Origin of the sequence: Companilactobacillus sp. FL22-1, assembly GCF_043951805.1 — a bacterium.
Taxonomy (GTDB): domain Bacteria; phylum Bacillota; class Bacilli; order Lactobacillales; family Lactobacillaceae; genus Companilactobacillus.
Map to the genome: position 1 here is coordinate 33,852 of NZ_JBINJY010000005.1, position 24,600 is coordinate 58,451.

The 24,600-nt window shown below is 38.5% G+C and carries 20 protein-coding genes; 3 read left to right on the top strand and 17 right to left on the bottom strand.

Annotation, left to right across the window (positions count from 1 at the left end; translation table 11 throughout):
• Nucleotides 1–114 precede the first annotated feature (114 nt).
• Both ACG72T_RS05180 and ACG72T_RS05185 read left to right on the top strand, forming a co-directional pair.
• Nucleotides 115–1,506 carry a DHA2 family efflux MFS transporter permease subunit gene (locus ACG72T_RS05180; protein ID WP_395265077.1) on the top strand — a complete coding sequence of 464 codons (1,392 nt, stop codon included), beginning with the start codon at nucleotides 115–117 and terminating at the stop codon, nucleotides 1,504–1,506.
• Between the two features lie 101 nt (nucleotides 1,507–1,607).
• Entirely contained in the window at nucleotides 1,608–3,344 is a 1,737-nt protein-coding gene (locus ACG72T_RS05185; RefSeq protein WP_395265078.1) for a hypothetical protein, read from the top strand.
• 78 nt (nucleotides 3,345–3,422) lie between these two features.
• On the opposite strand, the gene whiA is transcribed toward ACG72T_RS05185, so the two are convergent.
• From whiA to rapZ, 3 genes are read right to left on the bottom strand one after another with little or no spacing between them, the layout of a single operon-like run.
• Entirely contained in the window at nucleotides 3,423–4,358 is a 936-nt protein-coding gene (whiA, locus tag ACG72T_RS05190) for a DNA-binding protein WhiA (protein ID WP_395265079.1), read from the bottom strand.
• Nucleotides 4,358–5,392 (bottom strand): uridine diphosphate-N-acetylglucosamine-binding protein YvcK, encoded by a 1,035-nt coding sequence (yvcK, locus tag ACG72T_RS05195; protein WP_395265080.1) that lies wholly within the window; start codon nucleotides 5,390–5,392, stop codon nucleotides 4,358–4,360. Before yvcK ends, whiA begins: the two co-directional genes overlap by 1 nt.
• Nucleotides 5,379–6,293 carry an RNase adapter RapZ gene (gene rapZ / locus ACG72T_RS05200; protein WP_395265081.1) on the bottom strand — a complete coding sequence of 305 codons (915 nt, stop codon included), beginning with the start codon at nucleotides 6,291–6,293 and terminating at the stop codon, nucleotides 5,379–5,381. Before rapZ ends, yvcK begins: the two co-directional genes overlap by 14 nt.
• A 100-nt stretch (nucleotides 6,294–6,393) precedes the next feature.
• Here rapZ and ACG72T_RS05205 point away from each other — a divergent pair, with 100 nt between their 5' ends.
• Entirely contained in the window at nucleotides 6,394–8,430 is a 2,037-nt protein-coding gene (locus ACG72T_RS05205; protein ID WP_395265083.1) for a cation:proton antiporter, read from the top strand.
• Nucleotides 8,431–8,666: 236 nt separating this feature from the next.
• On the opposite strand, the gene uvrA is transcribed toward ACG72T_RS05205, so the two are convergent.
• The 14 genes from uvrA to pstB (ACG72T_RS05275) all read right to left on the bottom strand — a co-directional run bounded on the left by uvrA (nucleotide 8,667) and on the right by pstB (ACG72T_RS05275) (nucleotide 24,600).
• On the bottom strand, nucleotides 8,667–11,531 hold the full coding sequence (gene uvrA / locus ACG72T_RS05210; protein WP_395265085.1) for an excinuclease ABC subunit UvrA: 2,865 nt from the start codon (nucleotides 11,529–11,531) through the stop codon (nucleotides 8,667–8,669).
• A 2-nt stretch (nucleotides 11,532–11,533) separates the two neighbouring features.
• Nucleotides 11,534–13,543, bottom strand: coding sequence for an excinuclease ABC subunit UvrB (gene uvrB, locus ACG72T_RS05215; protein WP_395265087.1), 2,010 nt, complete (start codon nucleotides 13,541–13,543; stop codon nucleotides 11,534–11,536).
• Nucleotides 13,544–13,665: 122 nt separating this feature from the next.
• Nucleotides 13,666–14,910 carry an MFS transporter gene (locus ACG72T_RS05220; RefSeq protein ID WP_395265088.1) on the bottom strand — a complete coding sequence of 415 codons (1,245 nt, stop codon included), beginning with the start codon at nucleotides 14,908–14,910 and terminating at the stop codon, nucleotides 13,666–13,668.
• A gap of 14 nt (nucleotides 14,911–14,924) precedes the next feature.
• Complete coding sequence (locus ACG72T_RS05225) at nucleotides 14,925–16,217, bottom strand: alkaline phosphatase family protein (RefSeq protein ID WP_395265089.1); 1,293 nt, start codon at nucleotides 16,215–16,217, stop codon at nucleotides 14,925–14,927.
• Between the two features lie 169 nt (nucleotides 16,218–16,386).
• On the bottom strand, nucleotides 16,387–18,105 hold the full coding sequence (locus tag ACG72T_RS05230) for a phospho-sugar mutase (RefSeq protein WP_395265090.1): 1,719 nt from the start codon (nucleotides 18,103–18,105) through the stop codon (nucleotides 16,387–16,389).
• A 143-nt stretch (nucleotides 18,106–18,248) separates the two neighbouring features.
• Entirely contained in the window at nucleotides 18,249–18,503 is a 255-nt protein-coding gene (locus ACG72T_RS05235) for a helix-turn-helix domain-containing protein (protein ID WP_395265091.1), read from the bottom strand.
• A 189-nt stretch (nucleotides 18,504–18,692) separates the two neighbouring features.
• Complete coding sequence (gene trxB, locus ACG72T_RS05240) at nucleotides 18,693–19,634, bottom strand: thioredoxin-disulfide reductase (protein WP_395265092.1); 942 nt, start codon at nucleotides 19,632–19,634, stop codon at nucleotides 18,693–18,695.
• A 64-nt stretch (nucleotides 19,635–19,698) separates the two neighbouring features.
• Complete coding sequence (lgt, locus tag ACG72T_RS05245) at nucleotides 19,699–20,514, bottom strand: prolipoprotein diacylglyceryl transferase (protein ID WP_395265093.1); 816 nt, start codon at nucleotides 20,512–20,514, stop codon at nucleotides 19,699–19,701.
• Nucleotides 20,514–21,470, bottom strand: coding sequence for an HPr(Ser) kinase/phosphatase (hprK, locus tag ACG72T_RS05250; RefSeq protein ID WP_395265094.1), 957 nt, complete (start codon nucleotides 21,468–21,470; stop codon nucleotides 20,514–20,516). The genes lgt and hprK overlap by 1 nt, the downstream gene beginning before the upstream one ends.
• A 157-nt stretch (nucleotides 21,471–21,627) precedes the next feature.
• The gene (locus ACG72T_RS05255; RefSeq protein ID WP_395265095.1) at nucleotides 21,628–21,981 is read right to left on the bottom strand and encodes a phage holin family protein; all 354 of its coding nucleotides are present in this window, start codon (nucleotides 21,979–21,981) and stop codon (nucleotides 21,628–21,630) included.
• Between the two features lie 29 nt (nucleotides 21,982–22,010).
• On the bottom strand, nucleotides 22,011–22,268 hold the full coding sequence (locus tag ACG72T_RS05260) for a PspC domain-containing protein (protein WP_395265096.1): 258 nt from the start codon (nucleotides 22,266–22,268) through the stop codon (nucleotides 22,011–22,013).
• A gap of 52 nt (nucleotides 22,269–22,320) precedes the next feature.
• Complete coding sequence (gene phoU / locus ACG72T_RS05265; protein ID WP_395265097.1) at nucleotides 22,321–23,013, bottom strand: phosphate signaling complex protein PhoU; 693 nt, start codon at nucleotides 23,011–23,013, stop codon at nucleotides 22,321–22,323.
• Between the two features lie 9 nt (nucleotides 23,014–23,022).
• Nucleotides 23,023–23,781: a phosphate ABC transporter ATP-binding protein PstB gene (gene pstB / locus ACG72T_RS05270; protein WP_395265098.1), complete on the bottom strand. Its 759-nt coding sequence runs from the start codon at nucleotides 23,779–23,781 to the stop codon at nucleotides 23,023–23,025.
• A gap of 12 nt (nucleotides 23,782–23,793) precedes the next feature.
• Nucleotides 23,794–24,600, bottom strand: coding sequence for a phosphate ABC transporter ATP-binding protein PstB (gene pstB, locus ACG72T_RS05275; RefSeq protein WP_395265099.1), 807 nt, complete (start codon nucleotides 24,598–24,600; stop codon nucleotides 23,794–23,796).

The following is a 24,600-nucleotide window of genomic DNA, read 5'->3' on the forward strand; positions in this document are numbered from 1 at the left end:
TTCATAGTGTGATCAAAATTACTTCTGGTTCAAAAACGGGCTTAGAATTGGACAGCTTTTTGATTTTAGGCTATCCTTAAATTGTTATTAGACTAAACAAAAGAAGGGGTATTTATGAATAAGGGTGAAATTCAAAATAGCTTAGCCCGCAAGTTGTTCATCATAACTTTGTTGTCCGGAACCTTCACAATGTCGATCAGTCAATCTTCACTTTCAACGGCTTATCCAACATTAATGAAATTCTTTGGCGTTAATGCGCCCACAATCCAATGGTTAACGACTGGCTTCATGCTGATTATGTGTATTATGATGCCGATCAGTCCTTGGCTATTAAATAATTTTTCATTTAAAAAAATCTTTTTGAGCGTGGTCGCAATTTTTGGGCTGGGAACTTTGATTATTATTTTGGCACCAAACTTTCCCATGGCCATGCTAGGACGTGCTTTAGAAGCTATTGGCGTTGGTATTCTATTTCCATCATTCCAATCGGTTCTGATGACCATTACGCCTGAGTCAAAACGTGGTGCCACAATGGGTTATGCTGGTCTGGTCATGGGTTCAGCATTAGCAAGTGGGCCAATTATTTCTGGTATTGTTTTGAACTTTTTACAATGGCAAGGATTATTTGTCATTTTCCTCTTGATCATGATCATAATTTTTATCAGTGGTCTCGTTAATATCAAAGATGTTATGCCTCGCCACAAGGCAACTCTTGATTCGATTTCAATTATCTATTTGTTAGGTTTGATTGGTTTGCTCTACGTTGTCAATCAAGCTGGGGCTACGAAGAGCTTTGGTCTTGATTTGGTTATTTTACTAATCATCAGTCTCATTTTGACTGTCTTATTTATCCATCGACAGTTAACTAAGCAAAAGCCATTACTCGATTTGAAGGTCATGAAAAACTTCAACTTTGATTTAGCTGTTTTGTTAACAGGCTTTTCTTACATTTCTTTGATTGTCGTTACTATCATCTATCCACTGTATTATCAAAATATCTTACATGTGTCCGTTCTTATGTCAGGACTCGCACTAGTGCCACCGGCAATTTTGTTGAGTATTTTAAATCCATTAACAGGTAGACTAGCCGATCGCATTGGTTTTAAATCGACTCTAATTATCGGGATGTCGATGATCGTTATCGGCTGGTTCTTACTATTCGTGCTGCATTTCAAGCTGTCGATCTGGCCAATGATCCTTATTGCGACTCTGATTGAAGGCGGAAATGCTTTCGTAATGATGCCAGCCACTACTTTAGGTGGCAATTCATTATCTGAGGAACTCATTCCCCATGGAACGGCCATCATTACTACTGTTCGTCAGCTTTTAGGATCGCTTGGCGTCAGTTTAGCTACCTTGATTCTTGTGACAACTAACCAAAATCATCATTTACCAGCTAACAACGGTTTGATTGGTTATCAAAGAGTCTTTGCTTTCTTCTTTGGGATGGCAATTCTTGGTTTCATCTTTGCCCTCTTGATTAAAAATAATAAAAAACAAGCTTAAACTAATAGCATTCGATTATTTGGTCGAATGCTATTTTTGTGTTGCTTTAAAAAGCTGTATAATTAAGTTCTGGATTATTTATACATATAGGAGTAAATATTTTGAATTCAAAGAATAAACCAGCACTTCAAACCCTTGCTCTGGTCGTTATTTTTTTCTTAGCCTTATTTATTTGGACCATATGGCAATTCCATTTTAATTATATGGTTTCCATGTATGATACCTTTTTCCATTCAGCACGTATCTATGAAATTAGGACTGCCTTTTTACACCATACTTTGCCTAGTTGGGTGAACTTCAACACTTTCTTTCATACAGGACAGGCTATCAATGGCATGTATCCTGACTTTACTCTCTGGCCATTGGTCTGGATAACCAACTTCTTGACGCCGATTCATCAACTAATTGCTATCAAGTCGCTGATATTTGGTTTAACTTTTGTCGTCTCATTTATCTCGCTAAACAAGCGTTTTGAAATGCGTAATGCTGTCTTGGCTGCAACGATTTTCACCTTGTCTGGTTCCGCACTCAAAGACTTAACCAATGAAATGCAGACCGGTTCTGCAATTGTAATGATTTTTGCTTTTCCGCTACTCTTTACTTTAAAAGAGGCGGTTGAGAGTAAAAAAATCGACCCGCCGCTAATTATCAAAACTGCGCTCTTAATGACGATCGTCATCAATTCTCACTTGTTAAGTGCAGTCGTTATTGCTATGATGACGGGGATTTTTCTAGTCATTGTCACCCTAGTAAAGAAAAACTTTGTGGCCTGGATTAATCTCATAGTCGCTTCCTTCTTAACGATTATCCTATCGGCGCCAATTATTTATCGACTCATTAGAATTTCGAAAACTGGTTTATTAGCACCTTTTGGCAAAGGTCACGTTAACAGTGATCCGATTTGGACACTATTCTTAACTACTAGTTGGAACGCTAAATCAACTATCTCAGTCACCGCAATCATTTTAATCGTCGTAACTTTAATCGGTTTAAAGAAAGACAAATTAAAACAACTCTTACCTTGGATGTATATTGAATTAGCACTGCTGCTCTTCAGTTCCAATATCGTCCCCTGGTCAATTCTAGGTCGATTACCGATCCTAAACACGTTCCAATATGCTAGTTGGCGCTTTGCCCTATTCTTAGGCATGGTACCGATCATCTTGGTTCTGATCAACTTCAATTCGCAAAATACCCGTAAAATTTTCACCTTGATGGTGATTTTGTCTTACGGTATGGCGATCTTCTATTCTTTCTTTGACCAATATCATAAAGTATCCAATAGCCCTATCATAACGGCCAATTCAACTAAAATTGTTCCCAATAATGACTATGCCAAGCTCACTTCAACAGGAATCAATAGTCCAACCTTAATGAGAACTTTGATTCCTGACTACGCACCTAACTCAGTTCCGATGCAAAAAGACTCTGACGGTGCTAGCTTTGATCCCCAAGTAGTCTACTTGATTTCTCATGACTTAGCCGTTACCAAACAACGAGACATCCCTTTGCAACAAACTGCCAACGTCAATACCACGACATTATCCGCTAACAATGTTTCTAAAGGGACTATCACTTTACCGGTTTTTGGTTACCGCTCGTTGAATTACCAAGTAAAAGTTAATGGTAAAGCATCAGCTTTCAAAATAAATCCTGCCGGCTTCATTACAATTGACAATCCCACATCTTTCAAACATGTCAGCTATCAGATCACTCAAATTCAACCTCGACTTTACCGCCCTTTAATTTGGTTATCATTTAGCTTGTACCTTCTTTTAGGCTTGATATTGTTAATACCTAAAATCAAAAATTTCAACGCTAATTTTGAATTATTTTAGTCATCAAAAAATGCGACCCAGCCGTTAGATTATTATATCTAACGATTAGGTCGCATTTTTTTGATGAAATTAGTATTTTTAAACTCGTGCTTCTTCAGCCAACTGGTTGAGTTTTCTCAAACGGTGATTGATACCCGACTTAGAAATAGGCCCACTCGGAACCATATCGCCAAGTTCTTTTAAAGAAACTTCGGGATTTTCCAGGCGCAAGACAGCTATCTCACGTAATTTATCTGGAAGTGAATCAAGACCAACTGTAGCTTGCAAATGCTTAATATTTTCAATTTGACGTTCGGCAGCGGCCACAGTCTTATTGATATTGGCATTCTCGCAATTCACCAAGCGGTTAACTGAATTTCTCATATCACGGACGATACGAATATCTTCGAATTTCAACATTGAATTAGTAGCACCGATCAACTGTAAAAAGTCAGCTATTTTTTCGGCTTCTTTCAAGTAAACGATGTAACCATTGCGTCGCTTCGTAGTTCTAGCATTCAAATGAAAATAATTCATCATTTGGGCAATGCCTTCGTTATGATTTTCGTATAATGAGTAAATCTCTAAATGATATCTCGAAGTTTCAGGATTATTAACGCTTCCGGTAGCCAAGAAAGCTCCCCGTAAATACGAGCGCATCCGTTGATCTTCATTCAAGACTTCTTCAGGCACATCGGTATTGATTGACAGTCCTGATTCATCCAAAATATCCAAATCAGTTAAAACTTTATTCGTATCATGTTTTAAACGAACTAAATATTGATTATTCTTCTTTAACTTCATCTTTTTACGGACAAGCAATTCAGATTCCATGCCGTACTTTTGCTTGATCAAAGAGAAGATCCTGCGAGCAATTGCGGCATTTTCAGTCTGTGCCGTCAAGACGAAGTGATGGTTTTGTAAACTCAAAGAACCATTCATCCGCAACAAGGCTGACAATTCAACTCGGGCATGTTCGGGATGAACTACTAATTTTGTGAGCTCTTGTTTAACCTCACTTGCATATGAAACCACTAACGTCTCACCTCATTTTTTCTATTTCCTGATTGTAAGGAAAGATTGATAATTTCTTTGGCTACTTTTTCACCATCATGAAAAGCACCTTGATCATGCAAAGACAAGAAATCATCTTGAACGACTTTACAGCCCAGTTCTCGTAAGCTCTTAAAATCGGTTTCTACTTGATTGACATATTCGTCATATTTCTTGTGATTCATGTATCCTTTAGGAATTTTCCGGGTATTGACTAGCACGGTATCGATAAAGTGTCCGCCCAGATGACGGTTCAATACTCGAACGTGATCAGCATCAGTAAAGCCCTCTGTTTCACCAATTTGGGTCATAATATTACAAATATAAACAACCTCGGCTGATGTTTGTTTGACGGCTTCACCAATGTCACTGATCATCAAATTAGGCAAAATACTAGTAAACAAGCTACCTGGTCCCAAAACAACTACATCAGCCTGCATGATTGAAGCAATGACTGAAATAACTGAATGTGGTTCTTCATCAGGATCATCTGAATTGGTCACCCAAACTCGCTTAACGTGTTTACCAGAATGGGTAATTTCATGTTCTCCGGCTAATTCGGTACCGTCGGTGAATTCAGCGTGCAAAGTCAATTTAGTATTGCTAGCTGGATAGACGTGACCATCAACGTGCATCATCTTCGACAATTCTTGAACGGCGTCAAAGATATTAGGTGACATTTCCGTTAAAGCTGCAATGATCAGATTTCCGATCGCATGGCCTGAGAAAAAGTCATCGTTAGTCTTAAAACGATACTGAAAGACATCTAAATCAACTTTTGGTAGATCTGACAGTGATGCTAAGACATTTCGAATATCCCCAGGAGGGACAACGTTAATGTAGTCACGAATGATACCAGATGATCCCCCATCATCGGCAACTGTGACGATTGCAGTGATATTAGCATCCATATTTCTTAAACTGTTTAAAACAACTGGTAAACCAGTTCCCCCACCTATAACTACAACGCGCGGACGACGTCCTTTAACAACCCGAACAATCCTATTTGTTGCCATGTTCTATTACCTTCTTTTGCGATTTTTCCATGTCTCGGTGAGTTATATCAACGTAATATTTCTGTTTCAAGTCTGTTCCCAACCGTTGTGCGATGGCTACAGAACGATGTTGACCACCAGTACAACCAATGGCGATCGTCAAACTAGTCTTACCTTCTTTTTCATAACCAGGAATAATATCCTTCAATAAATCGTAAAATTTGTTATAAAAGTTTTTCGTTTCGGCGTCATCCATGACATAATCATAGACGGGCTTATCCATTCCAGTTTGCGTTTTTAATTCCTTGATATAAAATGGATTTCTCAGGAAACGAACATCCATGACAATATCAGCGTCGATCGGCAAACCATATTTAAAGCCAAATGACATCACTTCAATGTGGAAGGTTGGTACACTAGAACTCTCTTGAAAGTGATCAAAGATCTCTTCTCGTAATTGTCTAGGTGTTAAATCAGTCGTATCAATTTCCACTGAGGCCCGATTCTTCAACTCTGAAAGTAGTTCTCGTTCTTTTTCGATACCATCCAAGAGCCGACCTTCCATAGCCAATGGGTGGCTGCGACGTGTTTCTTTGTAACGTGAAACCAATTCTTCATTGGAAGCATTCAAAAAGAGGATCTTCATATCGACTTTTTGATGTTTCTCTTGTTCATCTTCATCCATCTTAGACAGCATGGAAAAAATTTCATCATAAAAGGCACGTGATCTAATATCAACTACCAGTGCGACTTTCTTGATCTTGCCCGATTCGTGAACTAACTCCCAAAACTTAGGAAGTAAGTTAGGTGGCATATTATCAATACAAAAATATCCTAAATCTTCAAAGGATTGCATTGCAACAGTCTTACCTGCACCACTCATCCCTGTAACAATGACCAAACTAAGCATATCTTCTGCCATTTTTGCACCTCACATTCGCATATAAGCATACCATAACATGCCGGGTGTGTCAGTTTTGAGGATGAAATTAACTAAAAAATTCTATTTGAGGGGAAAAAACATGAATGCTGTTTTTCTAATCCTGTTATTGATTGCGGCAGTAGTTATTGCCAATATTATTTCTGTAAAATTTACTAAGATACCAATTGCTTTTATTCAAATTTTAGCTGGGCTATGCTTGGCTCTCTTACCAATTTATCAACATTTCAAACTAGAACCAGAAATTTTTCTACTGGTGATCATTTCAGTCTTAATGTTTAATGATGGACAACATACTAGTCTAGCGCGTTTGTCACACCAATTTGGAGCTACGTTCTCACTGGCAGTCTGTTTAGCCATGGTTTCAATTATTGTTGTGGGCCTGGTGACACATTTGATCATTCCAGCTTTACCGCTTGCCTTAGCCTTTGCACTAGGAGCCATCATCACGCCCACTGATGCTGTGGCTGTCAGTTCGATCACTAATAATATGCTTGTTCCTACCGACGTCATGAAAACACTTGAAAATGAATCACTATTCAACGATGCTTCTGGTATTGTGGCCTTGAACCTAGCTATTGCCTCGGCCGTTACCGGAAAGTTTTCCGTTTGGAACAGTATTGGCAATTTTTCATATGTCTTTTTTGGTGGAATTATCTTGGGAGCAATTTTAGGGGCAATCATCGTGGCTGTGCGATTGGGGCTGATCAATATGCACGTCGACGCACCATCAGTGATAGTTCCATTTACCCTCTTAACGCCCTTTGTCGTCTATCTAATCTCTGAAGCCGTCGGAGTTTCTGGAATTTTAGCAGTGGTAGTCACAGGACTGATTCACGGTATTCAACAAGACCGCTTGCGTTTGACCAGTTCTCGTTTACAAATTGTTATGACAAGTGCTTGGCAAATCGTTTCAAGCTTATTGAACGGTATCGTCTTTGTACTCTTAGGACTTTCTCTACCAACAGTTATCATCGACTTGCGAAAAGACAACACTAGCTCAGTCTTTATTCTTTTAGGAATCGGTATACTGTTATACCTTTTGATGACACTGCTGCGCTACTTATGGACTGATTTAGATTTTGCTCGCATCAGAGCTTGGAACAAGCATGACAAAAGATCCAATAGCTTAGTCATGGCTCTGTCTGGTGTCCATGGAACTATCACTCTAGCAATGGCCTTCTCCTTACCATTGACACTCAACGGACAACCTTTTCCTTATCGAACTGATATTATCTTTGTGGCAGCGGTCGTAATCTTGACTAGCTTAATCGTACCAACTTTTATTTTGCCTTTACTACTACCTCAGCAAGTTTCAAAATTCACTGAAGAGGAATTAGCCCAAGCTAAGGAACTGATGGTCAACAATGCTATCATTACTATTCAGAATGGTCATAGCACCGATATCAACACCAGCCAAGTGATCAATATTCTTGATGGTCAAAGAAGAATTGCGGGCCACATCAACAAAGCCAAGTTGGATATTGTGTTTGATAATTGCTTTGAATTGGAACGTCAGACTATCGATGAAATGGTTTCAAAAGGCCAAATCACCGAACTCAACGCTAATTTATATATGCGAGTGGCCAAACGAACCATTTTGCAATATCAACAGAGCAATTGGCAAAGACTAGGATTATTTTTAAAATTCAATTTGATCGAAAGATTTGCTTTTAACAAACGAAGTCGAAAACGTCGCCAACTTTATCGCCAATTAAAACACCGTCAAACTGGTACTCGTGAACAAATGATTCAACAAAATAAAGATATGTGGCAACAAATCGCTAAAACTGAGCAAGTACCATATGAAAAAATCAAGGCTTATTTGAATCGCAGTCTGCTAAACGATAAGGAAAATAGTCGCGAGATCAATTTAGTTCGTCGGGCATATGACGAAAGGCATCGCCGTCTCAACAGTAGTTTTAATCAACAAAGTGACTTTGAAACTTCTCAAAACGAATTACTTATCAAAGCTTTTCAACAAGAAAACAATTTTGTCCAGTCAAAAGTGGCCACCAATGAATTCAGTTCAGAGTTAGGCAGTGCTTTATATGAGCAAATATCGACTGATCAATTAGTTTACTTACAATCTATCAACGAAGAGTCCGGCAGGAGTTAGCTTATAATCACTGGCTATTCACCTAATCAAAAAACTGGAGTCGTTTGAACATATTATTAGTTCAAACGACTCCAGTTTTTTCTCGTTTAAAGTGCAAGACTTCGACCTTTCCCAGAACAAAAAAAGAACCATACCTGATTAAGGCATGATTCTTCATAAAAGGTCTCACCAGACAATTTGGTTAACTTCAACAACTAAAACTTCCTTTTAATTCTTGAATGGACCGATAAATTTTTTTAGCTGTTGCTTACTTTTGAAGCCTCTTTCGTACGCTTGGTGTCACGTTCTAAAATCGGCTTCAAATATTGACCAGTATAACTATCTTTAACTTTACTCAACTTCTCGGGAGTTCCGGTACCAACGATTGTACCTCCACCTTCGCCGCCTTCTGGTCCAAGATCAATCAACCAGTCGGCTGACTTGATTACATCGAGGTTGTGTTCAATGACTAGTACTGTATTGCCTTCATCAACTAACCGTTGCAAAACAGTCAATAATCGTTTGATATCATCAGTGTGTAATCCAGTAGTAGGCTCATCTAGAATATAGAAGTTCTTACCGTTTGACTTCTTATATAGTTCAGAAGCGAGCTTCATTCTTTGGGCTTCACCACCAGAAAGCTGGGTTGCCGATTGTCCCAGCGAAACATAACCTAAACCAACATCAACGATTGTTTGAAGCTTACGTTTGATCCGTGGAATATTGCTGAAGAAGTCTAAGGCTTCTTTAACTTTCATATCCAAAACTTGAGCGATATTCTTCCCTTTATAGGTTACTTCCAAAGTTTCAGAATTATAACGTGTGCCATGACAAACTTCACAAGGCACATAGACATCAGGTAAGAAATTCATTTCAATCTTGATAATTCCATCGCCCCGACAGTTTTCACAACGGCCACCTTTGACGTTGAATGAGAAGCGGCCTTTCTTATAACCCCGAAGCTTAGCCTCGTTAGTTTGAGCAAATAAGTCTCTAACATCATCAAAAACTCCAGTATAAGTAGCGGGATTACTTCGTGGCGTACGACCAATTGGACTTTGGTCGATGGCAATCATTTTTTCCAAATGCTCGTAACCGGTGATTTTCTTATATGCACCTGGCTTTTGGGAATTATGATTCATCTTTTGGGCTAAGGCTCGTTTCAAAATCATATTGACTAACGTTGACTTACCAGAACCGGAGACCCCTGTCACAACAGTAAATTTACCCAGTGGGAATTTTACATTGAGATTCTTAAGGTTGTTCTCTGCGGCTCCATAAACTTCAACATATTCACCATTACCTTTACGACGAGTTAATGGCACTGGTACAAATTTTTTACCAGATAAATATTGGCCGGTCAGTGATTTAGGATTGGCTTCAACTTCTTGAGGAGTCCCTGCCGCCACAATCTGTCCTCCAGCTTCTCCAGCTCCAGGACCCACGTCGATCAAATAGTCAGCTGCTCGCATCGTATCTTCATCGTGCTCAACTACAATCAACGTATTGCCCAGATCTCGCATCTTCTTTAAGGAACTGATCAGACGATCGTTATCTCTTTGGTGCAAACCAATTGATGGTTCGTCCAAAATATACATGACCCCAGACAAGTTTGAGCCGATTTGAGTTGCCAAACGAATTCGTTGGGCTTCACCACCAGACAAAGTTCCAGCGGATCTTGATAAGGATAAATATTCCAAACCAACATTGATTAAGAAACTCAAACGGTCTCTAACTTCTTTCAAAATTGGCTTAGCAATAACCGTATTTTGTTCACCTAAAGTGATTTCTTTAAAGAATGGCAATTCATCTTTAATTGACATATCTGAAACTTCAGCAATATCCTTGCCACTGATTTTAACTGCTAAAGCTTGACGATTCAAACGCTTGCCATGACAAACCGGACATTTGAGCTCGGTCATATACTTACGCATAACTTCACGGGTAAAGTCACTGCTAGTCTCATGATAGCGACGATCGATATTAGGAATAATTCCTTCGAATGGTACATCGACGTCACGAACACTACCAAAATCATTTTCATAATGGAAGTGGAAAGTTTTGCCATTTGATCCGTTTAAAATAATATCTTGATCTTTGGCTGGTAATTTCTCAAAAGGCGTATTCATGTCGATCTTAAATTCTTTAGCAGCTTGGGCCAACATTTCCGGATAATATTGTGAGCTGATGGGATTCCAAGGTTCAATGGCACCCTCGGCTAAAGTTTTACTTGGGTCGGGAATAACTAAGTCCAAATCGACTTCTAGCTTCACACCTAAACCATCACAATTTTCGCAGGCTCCAAAGGGAGCATTGAAAGAGAACAAACGCGGTTCAAGTTCGCCGACAGTAAAACCGCAAATTGGACAAGCGTTCTTCTCTGAAAAGACCATCATGTCCTGTCCAATCACGTCCACATTCATATAGCCATCTGATAAACGTAAAGCAGCTTCAACGGAATCAAAAAGACGTGACTTAATATGGTCGTTGATCACGATTCGGTCGACAACTACGTCAATATCATGCTTTTTATTCTTATCTAGCTCAATATCTTCACCAATATCACGAGTCTCACCATCAACTCGAATACGGACATAACCTTGCTTCTTAATTTGATCCAAGGCTTTTTTGTGTTGACCACGTTTAGCTCGAACGACGGGCGACAAAATCTGGAGTTTTGTCCCCTCGTCTAATTTAAGAATTGAATCAACCATTTGTTGGGCTGATTGACTAGTGATCTTCGTACCATCATTGGGACAAATGGGTGTCCCAACACGAGCCCAAAGCAACCGCAAATAATCATTGATTTCAGTTACGGTACCAACAGTTGAACGAGGATTTTTAGAGGTTGTCTTTTGATCAATTGAAATGGCCGGACTCAATCCATCGATTGAATCTACATCTGGCTTGTCCATCTGTCCTAAGAATTGTCGTGCATATGAAGACAAACTTTCAACATAACGCCGTTGGCCTTCTGCATAAAGCGTATCAAACGCTAAGGAACTCTTTCCCGAACCTGATAAACCAGTCATAACTACCAGCTTATCACGAGGAATCGTCACATCGATATCCTTTAAATTGTGTGCACGTGCACCATGAATAACAATTTTATCGTTTAACATATTTATTTCATTTCCGCCTTTAATTCCAAAATCGAGTCACGCAAATTGGCCGCAGCCTCGAAATCAAGTTTCTTAGCTGCATTTTCCATCTGTTCTTTTAGATTAGCAAGTAAATCTTTTTGTTCTTGCTTAGACATATCTTTGAAGTCGATATCGTCATTGATCTTTTCTGTTTCTGATGAAGAATTATCAACTTTCTGGAACATTGAAATGGCATCTCTAATTGGCTTAACAATCGTCTTTGGAGTGATTCCGTGTTCTTCGTTGAACTGCATCTGCAATTTCCGACGACGTGCTGTCGCATCGATTGCACCTTTCATTGAATCAGTAACTTGATCAGCATACATGATAACTTTTCCGTTCTCATTTCTGGATGCACGTCCAATAATCTGGACTAGTGAACGTTCAGCTCGCAAAAAGCCTTCCTTATCTGCATCCAAAATTGCAATCAAGGAAACTTCCGGAACATCAATACCTTCACGCAACAGATTGATCCCAATCAAGACATCAAATTTACCCAAACGTAAATCTCGGATAATTTGTGTTCGTTCCAAAGTCTTGATATCACTGTGTAAATACCGCACCTTGATTCCTAGATCCTTGAAGTAGTCAGTCAGATCTTCAGCCATCTTCTTAGTTAAAGTCGTGACGAAGACTCTTTCATGACGTTCCACTCTTTGATTGATCTCGCCAACCAAATCATCGATTTGACCCATAATAGGCCGCACTTCAATTTCCGGATCGAGTAGACCTGTTGGACGGATAATCTGTTCTGCCTTGTTGTCGGTTCTTTCTAATTCATATGGACCTGGAGTTGCAGAGACATATAGAATGCGGTTAACATGTTGTTCAAATTCGTCAAGTTTCAATGGTCGGTTATCTAGGGCACTTGGTAGACGGAAACCATAATCTACCAACTGTTGTTTTCTAGCACGATCGCCATTATACATCCCACGGATTTGGGGCATCGTGACGTGAGATTCATCGATCATAATATTGAAATCTTTAGGGAAGAAATCTAGCAAAGTAAATGGTGGTTCACCTTCAGCTCGGCCTTCCATGTGACGAGAATAATTCTCGATACCAGAGGTATAACCCATCTCACGCATCATTTCGATATCATATTCCGTCCGTTGTTGAATTCTTTGTGCTTCTAGTAACTTACCTTCTTTGGTAAATTTAGCAACTTGGACATCCATCTCATCCTTGATTCGTTTGAGAGCCTCTTCCATCTTGGAATCACTGATCATGAAGTGAGTTGCTGGGAAAATTCCGATATGATCCATCGAACCTTTAACTTCACCAGTCAAAGCATCCATTTCGATGATCCGGTCAATTTCATCACCAAAAAATTCCACTCGAATCGCATTGTCATCCCTTGAAGCAGGGAAAATATCGATCACGTCGCCTCGAACCCGAAAGCGTCCACGTTGAAAATCGATATCGTTACGTTCAAATTGGTTTTCGACTAATTCTTCTAGCAATTTATCTCGGGAGATCTGTTGTCCAACTCGCAAGGAAATAATACTATCAGCGTACTCTCGAGGATCACCTAAACCAAAGATACAAGAAACTGAGGCCACAACAATTACATCATTTCGTTCCAATAAAGAACTGGTGGCAGAGTGACGCAGTTTATCGATCTCATCATTGATACTAGAATCCTTTTCGATATAAGTATCGCTTGAGGGTACGTAGGCTTCGGGTTGGTAATAGTCATAGTAACTGACAAAGTACTCAACCGCATTGTTAGGGAAAAACTCTTTCATTTCACCATACAGTTGTCCAGCCAAAGTCTTATTGTGTGAGATGATCAACGTCGGCTTATTCAAGTTCTTAATCACATTTGCCATCGTGAAAGTCTTACCAGTACCAGTGGCACCTTCCAAAATGACTTCTTTATCGCCAGCTTGAAAATCTTTGGTTATCGTATCGATTGCTTGTGCTTGATCACCAGCTGGAGCATATTTAGAAACTAAATCAAATTTATTATCGGTTATTCTATCTATCACGGACTAACTTACCCCCTCTTAAGCTAAAAAATACATCTAATCTCACTTGAATTAGATGTAATTAATTTCGGCTTATTTCGCTGGCTCTATATTAACATACCGAACATATTTTCGCCATATATTTACTTATCTGCTGTTAAATGCGGTAACATCAAGAAAATCACTAATCCAATCAAAAATAGGATACTCAACGATGCCGCACCAATGGTAGATTTTCCTGTTATTTGCGTCACAATTCCCACTAATACAGGTCCTAAGACTGCAGAAAATTTACCTAAAATATTATAAAAGCCAAAAAATTCACTCCCAGATTCTTTCGGAATCAGCTTTCCAAAATAAGACCGACTGAGCGCTTGAATACCACCTTGACTAGTACCTACAAGCACTGCCAAGATCCAGAAATCTATTGTCGTCGTCAATTTCAGAGCATAGAGACAGATTCCTAAATAAAGCACGATTGCTAAAAGAATACCTTTTCGAGTGGAAAAATTGTTAGCAATCCAACCATACAGAATAGAAAATGGAAAAGCGACCAATTGCACCACTAACAAAACGATCATCAAAGTTGTCGTCGTGATTCCCATATCCATTCCAATCGAGGTTGCCATCGTAAAGATAGTGTCAACACCATCGATATAAAAAAAATACGCTACTAAAAACCAAGCTGCAGCCCGATATTTTCTCAAATGAGTAACAGTCGTCCAAACTCTCTTAAAACTAGAGATAATTGGATGTGGGTCTTCTGGTAAAGAATAGACTTGGCGAACATTTTTCAATAGCGGAATAAAGAAGATGATCCACCATAAAGCTGCCAAGACAAAACTCCAACGGGCAACACCATAGCTCGACAACATACCAAAGCCACTCGTTAATTGTAAAACTAAGAACAAAATAAAGGCGATAACTCCGCCCAAATAGCCAAAAGCATAACCGTTAGCTGACAACGAATCCATCGTCTTATTATCAGCCACGTCGGTCAAAAAACTATCATAAAACAAATTTCCACCGGAATAGCCGATGATCGATAAGATATACACAAATAACAATATCTGCCATAAATTTGGTGGCAATAATGCTAAACCTAACGTCATCACGATCCCCAAGAAAGAGAACATACTCAACATTTTCTTTTTGTGATGAGGGTAATCAGCCAGAGCACCTAAAACCGGTGCCAAAATTGACACGATCAAAGTACCAAAACTATTCGCATAGCCCCAAAAAGCCGTTGCATTTGCTTGAGAAACCCCAGCATTTTGAGCGATAGATTTAAAATAAACTGGTAAAACTGCCGTCGTCACGATGATCCCATAGCCTGAATTAGCCCAGTCGTAAAAGATCCAACTCCACTGTTTCTTATTGAATTTCATATATTCCCTCTCTTTTAATCCTTAAATACATCATCAATACAACGGCCAGCTAAAGGTTCCGGAAATTCTAAACCTAATAATCGGGCAAAAGTCGGTGCTTCATCGACCAAATTAGCTTGTTGAACTTGATGTCCAGCCTTGATCATTGGTCCATTAAAAATCACCGTCGTCTTATAATCAGGTTTATTGGGATGGTAGCCATGGACCCCTTGATAACGGTCAGCATCACCCATCATTTCTGGCAACACCTTTTCAACGACTTGAGCACGATCACTTTCGTCGGTGAAATAGTATCCCGCTTTCGCTTCAACCATGAAGGTACACTCAGGATCAGCCCCCATAGCAATTGCTTCTTGTTGAGAATATATTTTTTCAACACCTTCAACACCAGAGATCAAGTCACGCAAGCGCTGCTGCTGACCAAAATTTTTCGTATAAATATACGTAGAACCATCACAATTCTTAGCCATAACTTGCCAATCATTTGCAAAAGTTTGATCAGGTTTAGCTGTGAGCCAATTTCTCTTGGCAAATAAAGTATTTAAATGAATCATCTTATCAACATTTATTTGATAATGGTCCCCAAGAATCACAAAGTTTGTGTCTTCAAAGGTTCCTGCTTCTTTAGTAGCTTGGATCACTTGAGCGACATGTTTATCTAACCGTTTTAAAGCCGCCATCGCTTCCTCAGACAAAACGCCATAACGATGTCTCATGCTATCCATGTCAACCAAATGCAATAAAGTTAAATTTGGTTTTTTATTCTTCAACGTGTCCACGGCACAGGCAGTAATAAACTCATCTAATTGCGGTTGCTTAATACCATTACGTAATTTTCCATACTTTTGATTCATTTTCAGAATAAATAATGGTGAACTGGCTTTTAGAGAAACCAGTACTTGATTGGTCCAAATACGGTTTGGGAAAATTTCAGCCAAATTATAAGTTATCTTACTACCAGCAGTTACCGGCCACAAAAAGGCTGAGGTAGTTAGTTTCTTTTGATGTGCTAAATCGTATAAAGTAGGTGATTTAACATCTTTTTGATACCAATACCAATCGGGTGAACGACGCTTTGGCTGAATCTTGGTATTATTGACTATCCCATGTACATTGGGATACTGACCAGTGATAATTGATGTATGAGAAGGATAAGTCAATGTTGGATAAATTCCCTTAACCTCTTTGACCCAAGTACCACTTGTAACTAACTTGTTCAAAGTAGGTAGTTGTGCTTGATGCTCGTTGATATCTCTAAATCCTAATGAATCAAGCGAGATAATTACTAAATGTTGATTGTTCGACAATTTATTTTCCCCTTTTCACAAACTACATTAAAATATTATATCGCAATCTAAAAAACACGGTAATAAATGATCAAAAATTGTTCAATAAAAAAATCCCCTGCTTTCGATAATAAAAGCAGAGGATATAATAAATATTGCTGTTAATCTGAGACAAACTTAGTTAAAATCTTTATTCCCAGCTCTCAACTTCTTTGCCAAAGTCGACGAGCTTTTGTGCTGCTCCAGCTTCTGTGTCACTCTTAACACCAATATAGAACTTCATCTTTGGTTCAGTTCCTGAAGGTCTAGCAGCAACCCAAGTTTCATCAGCTAAAACATACTTCATTACATCAGCCTTTGGTAAACCAGTTTCTTTAGTTCCATCGGCTGTCGTATCAGTATCATTGAGATAATCGATCGTTTCAACTACTTTTACACCGTTGATTTGATCGATTCCCTCTTCACGTAAAGTCTTCATGATCTGAGCCATTTTATCTTTACCTGAAATACCGTCAAACGTCTTAGAGATAGTCTTTTCACGGTAGTAACCAAACTCCTCATAGAGATCTTCTAGAGCATCATAGATCGTCTTGCCTTTTGATTCATAATAAGCTGCAGCTTCTGCCAACAACAAAGTTGACTGCATAGCATCCTTATCACGGACAAATGGCTTAACGAGATATCCATAACTCTCTTCAAATCCAAATAGAAATTCATTGCTACCTGTTTTTTCAAATTGTTCGATCTTTTCAGCAATATACTTGAAACCAGTCAAAACATCGAACATCTTAATGTCATATTTATTAGCAATTGCGGTCGCTAATTCTGAGGAAACGATCGACTTCACAACTGCGCCATTGGCAGGTAAAGCTTGCAAATTTTTCTTTGCTTGCAACAAATAGTTCAAAAGAACTGAAGCAATTTGATTACCTGTCATTAATTTATAAGAGCCATCTGGTTGTCTGACAGCTGCACCTAGTCTATCGGCGTCAGGGTCGGTAGCAATCAGAATGTTAGCACCAATCTTTTTACCTCGTTCAATAGCGAGATCAAAGGTTTGGGCAAATTCTGGATTAGGGAACGGTGTCGTGGCAAATTCTGGATCAAGGATGGCTTGTTCAGTTACCATATTGAAATTCTTGAAACCTAGTTGTTGGAAAATTCTTGGAGCAATCATCTTACCCGTTCCATGAAGTGGTGAGTAAACGAATTTCATCTTGTCACCAATATCTTGGATCAACTTAGGATCAACGATAACTGTTTCTAGATTTTTCATGTAATCTATATCAACGTCTTCACCAATCAAAGTCAATAACTTTTCAGCTCTTAATTTTTGAACTGATTTAACCTTGATAGCGAAGAGGTCGTTTGCCTTACGAGCAAAACTAGTAATATTGTCAGATTCAGTTGGTGGCATTTGTCCGCCATCTGGACCATATATTTTGAAACCATTATATTGTTTAGGATTATGACTTGCTGTGATCATAATACCTGCATAAGTATGCAAGCTTCTGACCGCAAAGGATAATTCGGGTGTAGGTCTTAAACTATCAAATACATAGCTGTGAATATTGTGAGCACCCAAAACTTTTGCTGATTCGTACGCAAAGTCTTGAGAATAATAACGTGAATCATAACTAATTGCGACACCTTGTGCCTTAACTTTTTCATCCAAAGTATCCATGAATGAAGCTAAACCTTCAGTTGCTTGGCGAACTGTATAAATGTTCATCCGGTTGATACCGGGTCCAATCAAGCCACGCATACCCGCTGTACCGAATTCCATTGGTTCGTAAAAAGCTTCTTCTGCTACTTTAGGATCTTGTGCAATTTCTTGTAACTGTTCTTTCATATCTAAATCTAAATCTTTGTAGTCAAGCCATTGTTGCATATTATCTTGCCAAGACATTAAACTCGTCCTCCTAATTTGTAAGTACTTACAACCATTATAGCAATCATAGAGTACTATTAAAATTTGATTTACGTAACTTTAACAATAAAATTTTAAACCATCCTTAAAATTAGCTCATCAAATTAACAAATTAGGATCAATTAGTTATCTTCACTGCTGACCATTCGGTTGATATCAATGTCATAGTACTTAGCAAGTGCAATCAAAGTGTCGATATCCGGCATCCGAATTCCTGTTTCATAATGAGAAAGAGTTGTCACATCAATATTTAAATGTTGAGCGACTTCCTTTTGAGTAACGTTTCTCTCTCGTCTCAGTTGTTTCAGATTAGAGGCAATATTAAACCCTGACTCGTGCATTAGACGGTCCATATTTTTATCTGCAACTTCGCGCATAAGAATCACTTCCTTACTATAATTTATACATATTATATGTTTAAACATGTACGAAGTGGAATCAATTTTTAACAATAATTCTTTCGATATTTAAATCATGAATTATTATTCAATTTATAAAAAAAGGGTTATATGAACGACTTTTTTTCATCGTTCATATAACCCTCAACGGTTGTTTCTATAAAAATTTTAATTGGCTGAAACTTTGTCATCAGCAAGTTCTTGGATATAACTGAACGCTTGTTGTCCAGCAATTCCACCCTCACCGACAGCTGTTGCAATTTGACGCAGATCTTTCTTACGAACATCACCGACAGCCAAAATACCAGGTACTTTAGTTTCCATGTGTTCATTAGTATCGATCCAGCCAGCTTCATCAAGGATACCTAGACCCTTGAATGAATCAGTCATTGGTTGAATACCAACATAGATAAAGGCACCCTTAGCTGGAACAACATGTTCAGCACCAGTTTCTTTATCAATGTATCTAACGCCACTTACTTTGTCGTCTTCACTCATGATTTCTTTTACATCAGCGTTCCAAACAAACTTGATCTTATCGTTCTTAAATGCACGATCTTGGAGAATCTTTTGGGCACGAAGTTGATCACGACGGTGAATGATTGTTACAGACTTAGCAAGTTGAGTTAAATAAATTCCTTCTTCAACGGCTGAATCGCCACCACCAATAACAGCAACGTCTTGGCCTTTAAAGAATGCACCATCACAGACAGCACAGTATGAAACTCCACGTCCTGAAAGTTCTTCCTCACCAGGTACGCCGATCTTCTTATATTGTGAACCAGTGGCAATGATTACTACCTTAGTTTCATAGTCGCCATCATCTGTATGAATGATTTTGACATTTCCTTTATCCTCAACTGATTCTACTGCTCCATAACCGAAGTCAGCCCCAAACTGAGTTGAAGATTGATACATCTTTTCACTCAAATCAGGTCCCAAGATTGAATCAAATCCAGGGTAATTTTCAATCGCAGCGGTGTTATTCATTTGACCACCGTAGATACCACGATCAAGAATCATTACTGATAAGTTAGCACGTGAAGCATACAAGGCAGCTGTTAAACCACCAGGACCCGCTCCAATAACTACTACATCATATGTTTTCATCGTCGATTACCTCCTATTACTCAACAAATCTTACCATTTATTTTCAACTTAGCAATTAAATTGCTCACAATTCATTATACCAAGGCTCATCATATTTCCTGCGCCGATAAATAAATAGGATAATCGCAACCACAAATAAAATCAAGGATAACATCTGTGAAACACGAATTCCGGGCAAAAGATATAAACTATCTGTCCGCATCCCTTCAACAAAAAATCTTACGGCTGGATACCAAATCAAGTAAGTTAAGAAGACTTCGCCTCGTTTAAAGAAATGACTCTTATTTCGCAAACTGATAATCAATATGAGACCAATCAAATTACCAACTGACTCATACAAGAAAGTCGGTTGACGATAAGCACCGTTGATAAACATCTGTTCCACGATAAAGTGTGGCAAATGCAACGACTCTAAAAAGTGCAAACTTGTTTTAGCACCAAAAGCCTCTTGATTCATGAAGTTTCCCCATCGGCCCACGATCTGGCCTAACAAAACTGACGGTGCAGCAATATCTAACATCAACCAAGGTGAAAGTTTTCGCTTACGGCACAAGACTATCAGTACGATAAAGGCCGCAATCAAACCACCATATATGGCAATTCCTCCATGCCAGATTTTAATAATTTCACCAGGATTAGCTAAATAGAATGGCAATTCAAAAATCACATAATACAATCTAGCCCCGACTAAAGCGATCGGCACACCATACAAAACTAAATCCAAAATATTATCTGGGTCCATATGCCGTTTCTTGGCTTCGCGCATGGCCATTAATACTCCGACCAAGGCCCCCAAAGCGATAATGACCCCATACCAGTGAATCTGTAAACTACCAAGCTGAAAAGCAATTGGATTCAAAGCTAATAAATCAAAGTTCATCAGTTACTTTCTCCATTTTTTGTTTTTTCCTCATTCTCTTTGATCAATTGCCCTAAATTATCTTCAAATTTCTTTGTTGCATCGTAACCCATCTTCTTGGCCCGATAATTCATAGCGGCAACCTCAATAATAATGGAAATATTCCGACCAACTTTTACAGGAACGGTAATCTGTGGTACATCAACGTCAAAGAAAGTTCGTTTGTCTTCTAAAGTACCGATCCGGTCATAATTCTTATCAGCTGACCAATTTTCCAAATTAATGATCAATTGGATCTCACTTTGCGAACGAACAGCACCGGCACCAAAGAGGTTCATAACATCGATGATACCAATTCCTCTGATCTCTAGCAAATGATTGAGAATCTTAGGAGCTTCTCCGACAATCGTTTTTTCATCACGTTGATAGACATCAACCCGATCATCAGCAATCAGACGATGACCTCTTTTAACAAGTTCCAAAGCTGTTTCACTTTTACCAATTCCCGAATGACCCGTCAACAGAATTCCAATACCGTAGACATCAACTAAGACACCATGAATTGATTCCCGAGGAGCTAATTTTTCATCCAAATATTCAGTAATCATACTGGAAAGACGTGTTGTTGGCAGTTCTGAACCGATGACCGGAACATTATGCTCAGTGGCAGCTTTCAACAATTCTTTACTTGGCTGAATGTTTCGAGAAATCAACAATGCTGGTGTATCCTCACGACACAGTTCAAGCATAACTTTATAACGATTATTCTCCGTCATTGAACGTGAGTATGCTGATTCGGTTTGTCCAAATAACTGGATCCGTTCACTTGGGTAGTAATCGAAATATCCCGTTAATTCGATTCCTGGACGAGAAATATCACTCGTAGTTATTTTTTCTTGGTCCATTAAATCTGCGCCTGCGTAAACCTTTAGCTCATTATCTTTGACCATTTCAGATACTGTCACAAAATTTGTCATAACCAACCCTCGCAAAAATCATATTTTAGTTTAATTCTATCATTAAACTAGCTAAAAAGAAGAGCTTGAGACATAACTCATTCATCTTGTTCCAAAGCAAAAATGCCCTTGATTCTAAAGTTGGATTAGAATCAAAGAGCATTTTTATTTATCGAATTTATAAGTTGTCATTTGTATAAGTATTAATAATTGAATTACAAATCGCTAAGATCACTGCCACGATCAACGTTGAACCAAAGCCATTAAAGTGAAAACTGTTTGAACCAACTAACGCAGAAGTCAATTCCAAAATTATGGCATTTATTACAAAAGAAAATAATCCAAAAGTAATAAACGTTATTGGTAGTGAAATGATATGTAACAGAGGCTTGATAGTCCAATTCAAGAAAACCAATACCAAACTAGCTAGGACCGCCGTCCCAAAACTAGCAATCTGAAACATACCTGGAAATAGGCGCGCTATCGCTAAAAACAATAGCGTTTGTATTACCAATTTGATTAGAAATTTCATTTTATACCCTCATTTAACTCTCTATTGAATCAATAATATTTTTTAGAATCTTTGGCTCTCGATCTTTTCTTCGTACGATTATAGCTTGTCTCTTGAATATTGCGCTTCTCAGGAAACGAAAAGACACAAATTATATAAACTAAAACTGGTAAGAAATAAGTAAATGGTAAAAAGAAGATAAATGCCAAACGAATCCAAGTTGAGTCAATTCCAAAGTACTCTCCCAAACCACCGCAAACGCCAGCCAGCATTCGATCAGTACTTGATCTGGTAATTTTTTTCTTCATGTTATTATCACCTCAACTCGTCCAAAAAATATACTACAGATTGAGATAATTATCAATTATCGTGAGGATAATCCTCATCTGCAATATGCTTCTGATTCAGTTCTACCACATGTCCACTGTTCAAGTAAACTACCCATTCACAAATGTTTGTGGCATAATCGCCTGCTCTTTCCAAATAACTGGAAACTAGCATATAAGAAGAGCCACTCAGAACGTAGTCGCCTTCTTTTTGCATTTCTGTAATACTCATCTTGTTGATCTCAGCACTCAAATAGTGTTCTTTGACATCTCGACTAGCGACTTCTTCAGCCATCTTACTGTCTCGTTTCAAGTAGGCTTCCAGTGAGTCTTCAACGATACTAGTTGTAATCTCACCCATATCAGCAATCAATTTTTCAATTTCAGGGATTCTAGTTTCTCCCTTAACTCGAATTGTTTCTTGAGCGATACTGACTGCATGATCACCCATTCGTTCCAAGTCTGAACTGGCTTTCAAAACGGTGACGATCATCCGCAGATCAGAGGTCACTGGTTGTTGCAAAGCAATCATTTCAAAGGACTCTTTTTCCAAGTCCATCTCACGTCGATTGATCACGTGATCATTTTCAATAACTTCTCTTGCTAGAGCTTTATCATGGTCAACATAAGCTTTTACAGACTTCATAATAGCTTCACTGGCCATCATACCCATTTCTGAGAAGCGCAAATGTAAATTATTTAATTGTTCCTCAAATGTTGAACGCATCTTTTTCTCCTAACCGAATTTTCCAGAAATATAGTCTTCCGTTTGTTTTTCCTTGGGATTTAGGAAAATATTACTTGTTTCATTAACTTCAATCAGTTCGCCGTTCAAGAAGAAAGCAGTATGATCGGAGATTCTTGAAGCTTGTTGCATATTGTGTGTAACTGTGATGATCGTATAGTTCTCTTTTAAAGCTAGCATTGTATCTTCAACCTTGGACGAAGATATAGGGTCCAAAGCTGAAGTTGGTTCGTCTAATAAGATAATATCAGGTTTCACTGCTAAAACTCTAGCAATACATACTCTTTGCTGTTGACCACCAGATAATGATAGAGCACTCTGGTGCAATTTGTCTTTAACATCATCCCAAACAGCCGCATTTTGCAAACTAGTTTCTACAGCTTCATCCAATACCGCTTTATCCTTGATACCCGCTAATCTTAATCCATAGATAACATTATCATAAATTGAGAAAGGAAATGGGTTTGGTTGTTGAAAAACCATTCCCACTTGTTTTCGCAATTCAACCGTGTCAATACTAGGTGCATAGATGTTTTTACCATTCAAAGAAATCGTTCCCGTTATCGTTACGTTTGGAATTAAATCGTTCATACGATTCAAACAACGCAAGTAAGTGGATTTTCCACAACCAGAAGGGCCGATCAGAGCTGTAATCTCATTCTTGTTGAAATCGAGATTAATACCCTTCAAAGCCTCTTTTTTACCATAAAACAAATGTACATCTGAAGAAGTTAAAATTTTTTCTGCCAAGGTTAACGCTCCCTATCCAAAGTGTCCAGAAACATAATCTTCAGTCGTCTTAATATGGGGACGAGTAAAGATTTTTCTAGTTTCATTAAATTCAACCGCATGTCCCATATGGAAAAATGCCGTATAATCGCTGATTCTAGCCGCCTGTTGCATATTGTGAGTTACGATGATGATCGTGAATTTATCTTTCAAACTCATCATCGTTTCTTCGACGTTCGACGTTGAAATTGGATCAAGCGCACTTGCAGGTTCATCCATCAATAAAATATCAGGTTTCATGGCAATTGCGCGTGCAATACAAAGTCGTTGTTGCTGTCCCCCAGAGAGTGCTAATGCACTTTTATTTAAATCATCTTTAACTTGGTCCCATAGTGAAGCCTGCTTCAAAGTGGTTTCAACGATCTCATCTAACTTTTTACGATCATGCAATCCGTGACGCTTCAACGCAAAGGTTATATTGTCATAAATTGACTTGGAAAATGGATTTGGCCGTTGAAAAACCATTCCGATATGCTTTCTAACTTCATAGATATCCACATTGTCTTTGTTGATATCTAAACCACGGTACATGATTTGGCCTTTAACGCTGGCCCCATCAACATTATCATTCATTCGATTGAGCGACCTTAAATAAGTCGACTTACCAGAACCAGAAGCTCCAATCAAAGAAGTGATCTTGTATCTTTCAAACTGCAATGAAGCCTTGTGCATGGCCTCTTTTTGACCATAGAAAACTTGTAGATCCTTAGTCTTCAAAGCGATTTCATGTTCATCCTCATTCAAATGAAGGATGTATTGTTGATCTGCTTGTGTGTCCAT

Excerpts from the sequence above, each read along its gene's own strand:
- ACG72T_RS05180 (WP_395265077.1), top strand. The coding sequence starts at position 115 with ATGAATAAGGGTGAAATTCAAAATAGCTTAGCCCGCAAGTTGTTCATC.
- yvcK (WP_395265080.1), bottom strand. The coding sequence starts at position 5,392 with ATGGCAACAAATAGGATTGTTCGGGTTGTTAAAGGACGTCGTCCGCGC.
- rapZ (WP_395265081.1), bottom strand. The coding sequence starts at position 6,293 with ATGGCAGAAGATATGCTTAGTTTGGTCATTGTTACAGGGATGAGTGGT.
- ACG72T_RS05205 (WP_395265083.1), top strand. The coding sequence starts at position 6,394 with ATGAATGCTGTTTTTCTAATCCTGTTATTGATTGCGGCAGTAGTTATT.
- uvrA (WP_395265085.1), bottom strand. The coding sequence starts at position 11,531 with ATGTTAAACGATAAAATTGTTATTCATGGTGCACGTGCACACAATTTA.
- ACG72T_RS05220 (WP_395265088.1), bottom strand. The coding sequence starts at position 14,910 with ATGAAATTCAATAAGAAACAGTGGAGTTGGATCTTTTACGACTGGGCT.
- ACG72T_RS05230 (WP_395265090.1), bottom strand. The coding sequence starts at position 18,105 with ATGTCTTGGCAAGATAATATGCAACAATGGCTTGACTACAAAGATTTA.
- ACG72T_RS05235 (WP_395265091.1), bottom strand. The coding sequence starts at position 18,503 with ATGCGCGAAGTTGCAGATAAAAATATGGACCGTCTAATGCACGAGTCA.
- trxB (WP_395265092.1), bottom strand. The coding sequence starts at position 19,634 with ATGAAAACATATGATGTAGTAGTTATTGGAGCGGGTCCTGGTGGTTTA.
- lgt (WP_395265093.1), bottom strand. The coding sequence starts at position 20,514 with ATGAACTTTGATTTATTAGCTTTGAATCCAATTGCTTTTCAGCTTGGT.
- hprK (WP_395265094.1), bottom strand. The coding sequence starts at position 21,470 with ATGACAAATTTTGTGACAGTATCTGAAATGGTCAAAGATAATGAGCTA.
- ACG72T_RS05255 (WP_395265095.1), bottom strand. The coding sequence starts at position 21,981 with ATGAAATTTCTAATCAAATTGGTAATACAAACGCTATTGTTTTTAGCG.
- ACG72T_RS05260 (WP_395265096.1), bottom strand. The coding sequence starts at position 22,268 with ATGAAGAAAAAAATTACCAGATCAAGTACTGATCGAATGCTGGCTGGC.
- phoU (WP_395265097.1), bottom strand. The coding sequence starts at position 23,013 with ATGCGTTCAACATTTGAGGAACAATTAAATAATTTACATTTGCGCTTC.
- pstB (WP_395265099.1), bottom strand. The coding sequence starts at position 24,600 with ATGGACACACAAGCAGATCAACAATACATCCTTCATTTGAATGAGGAT.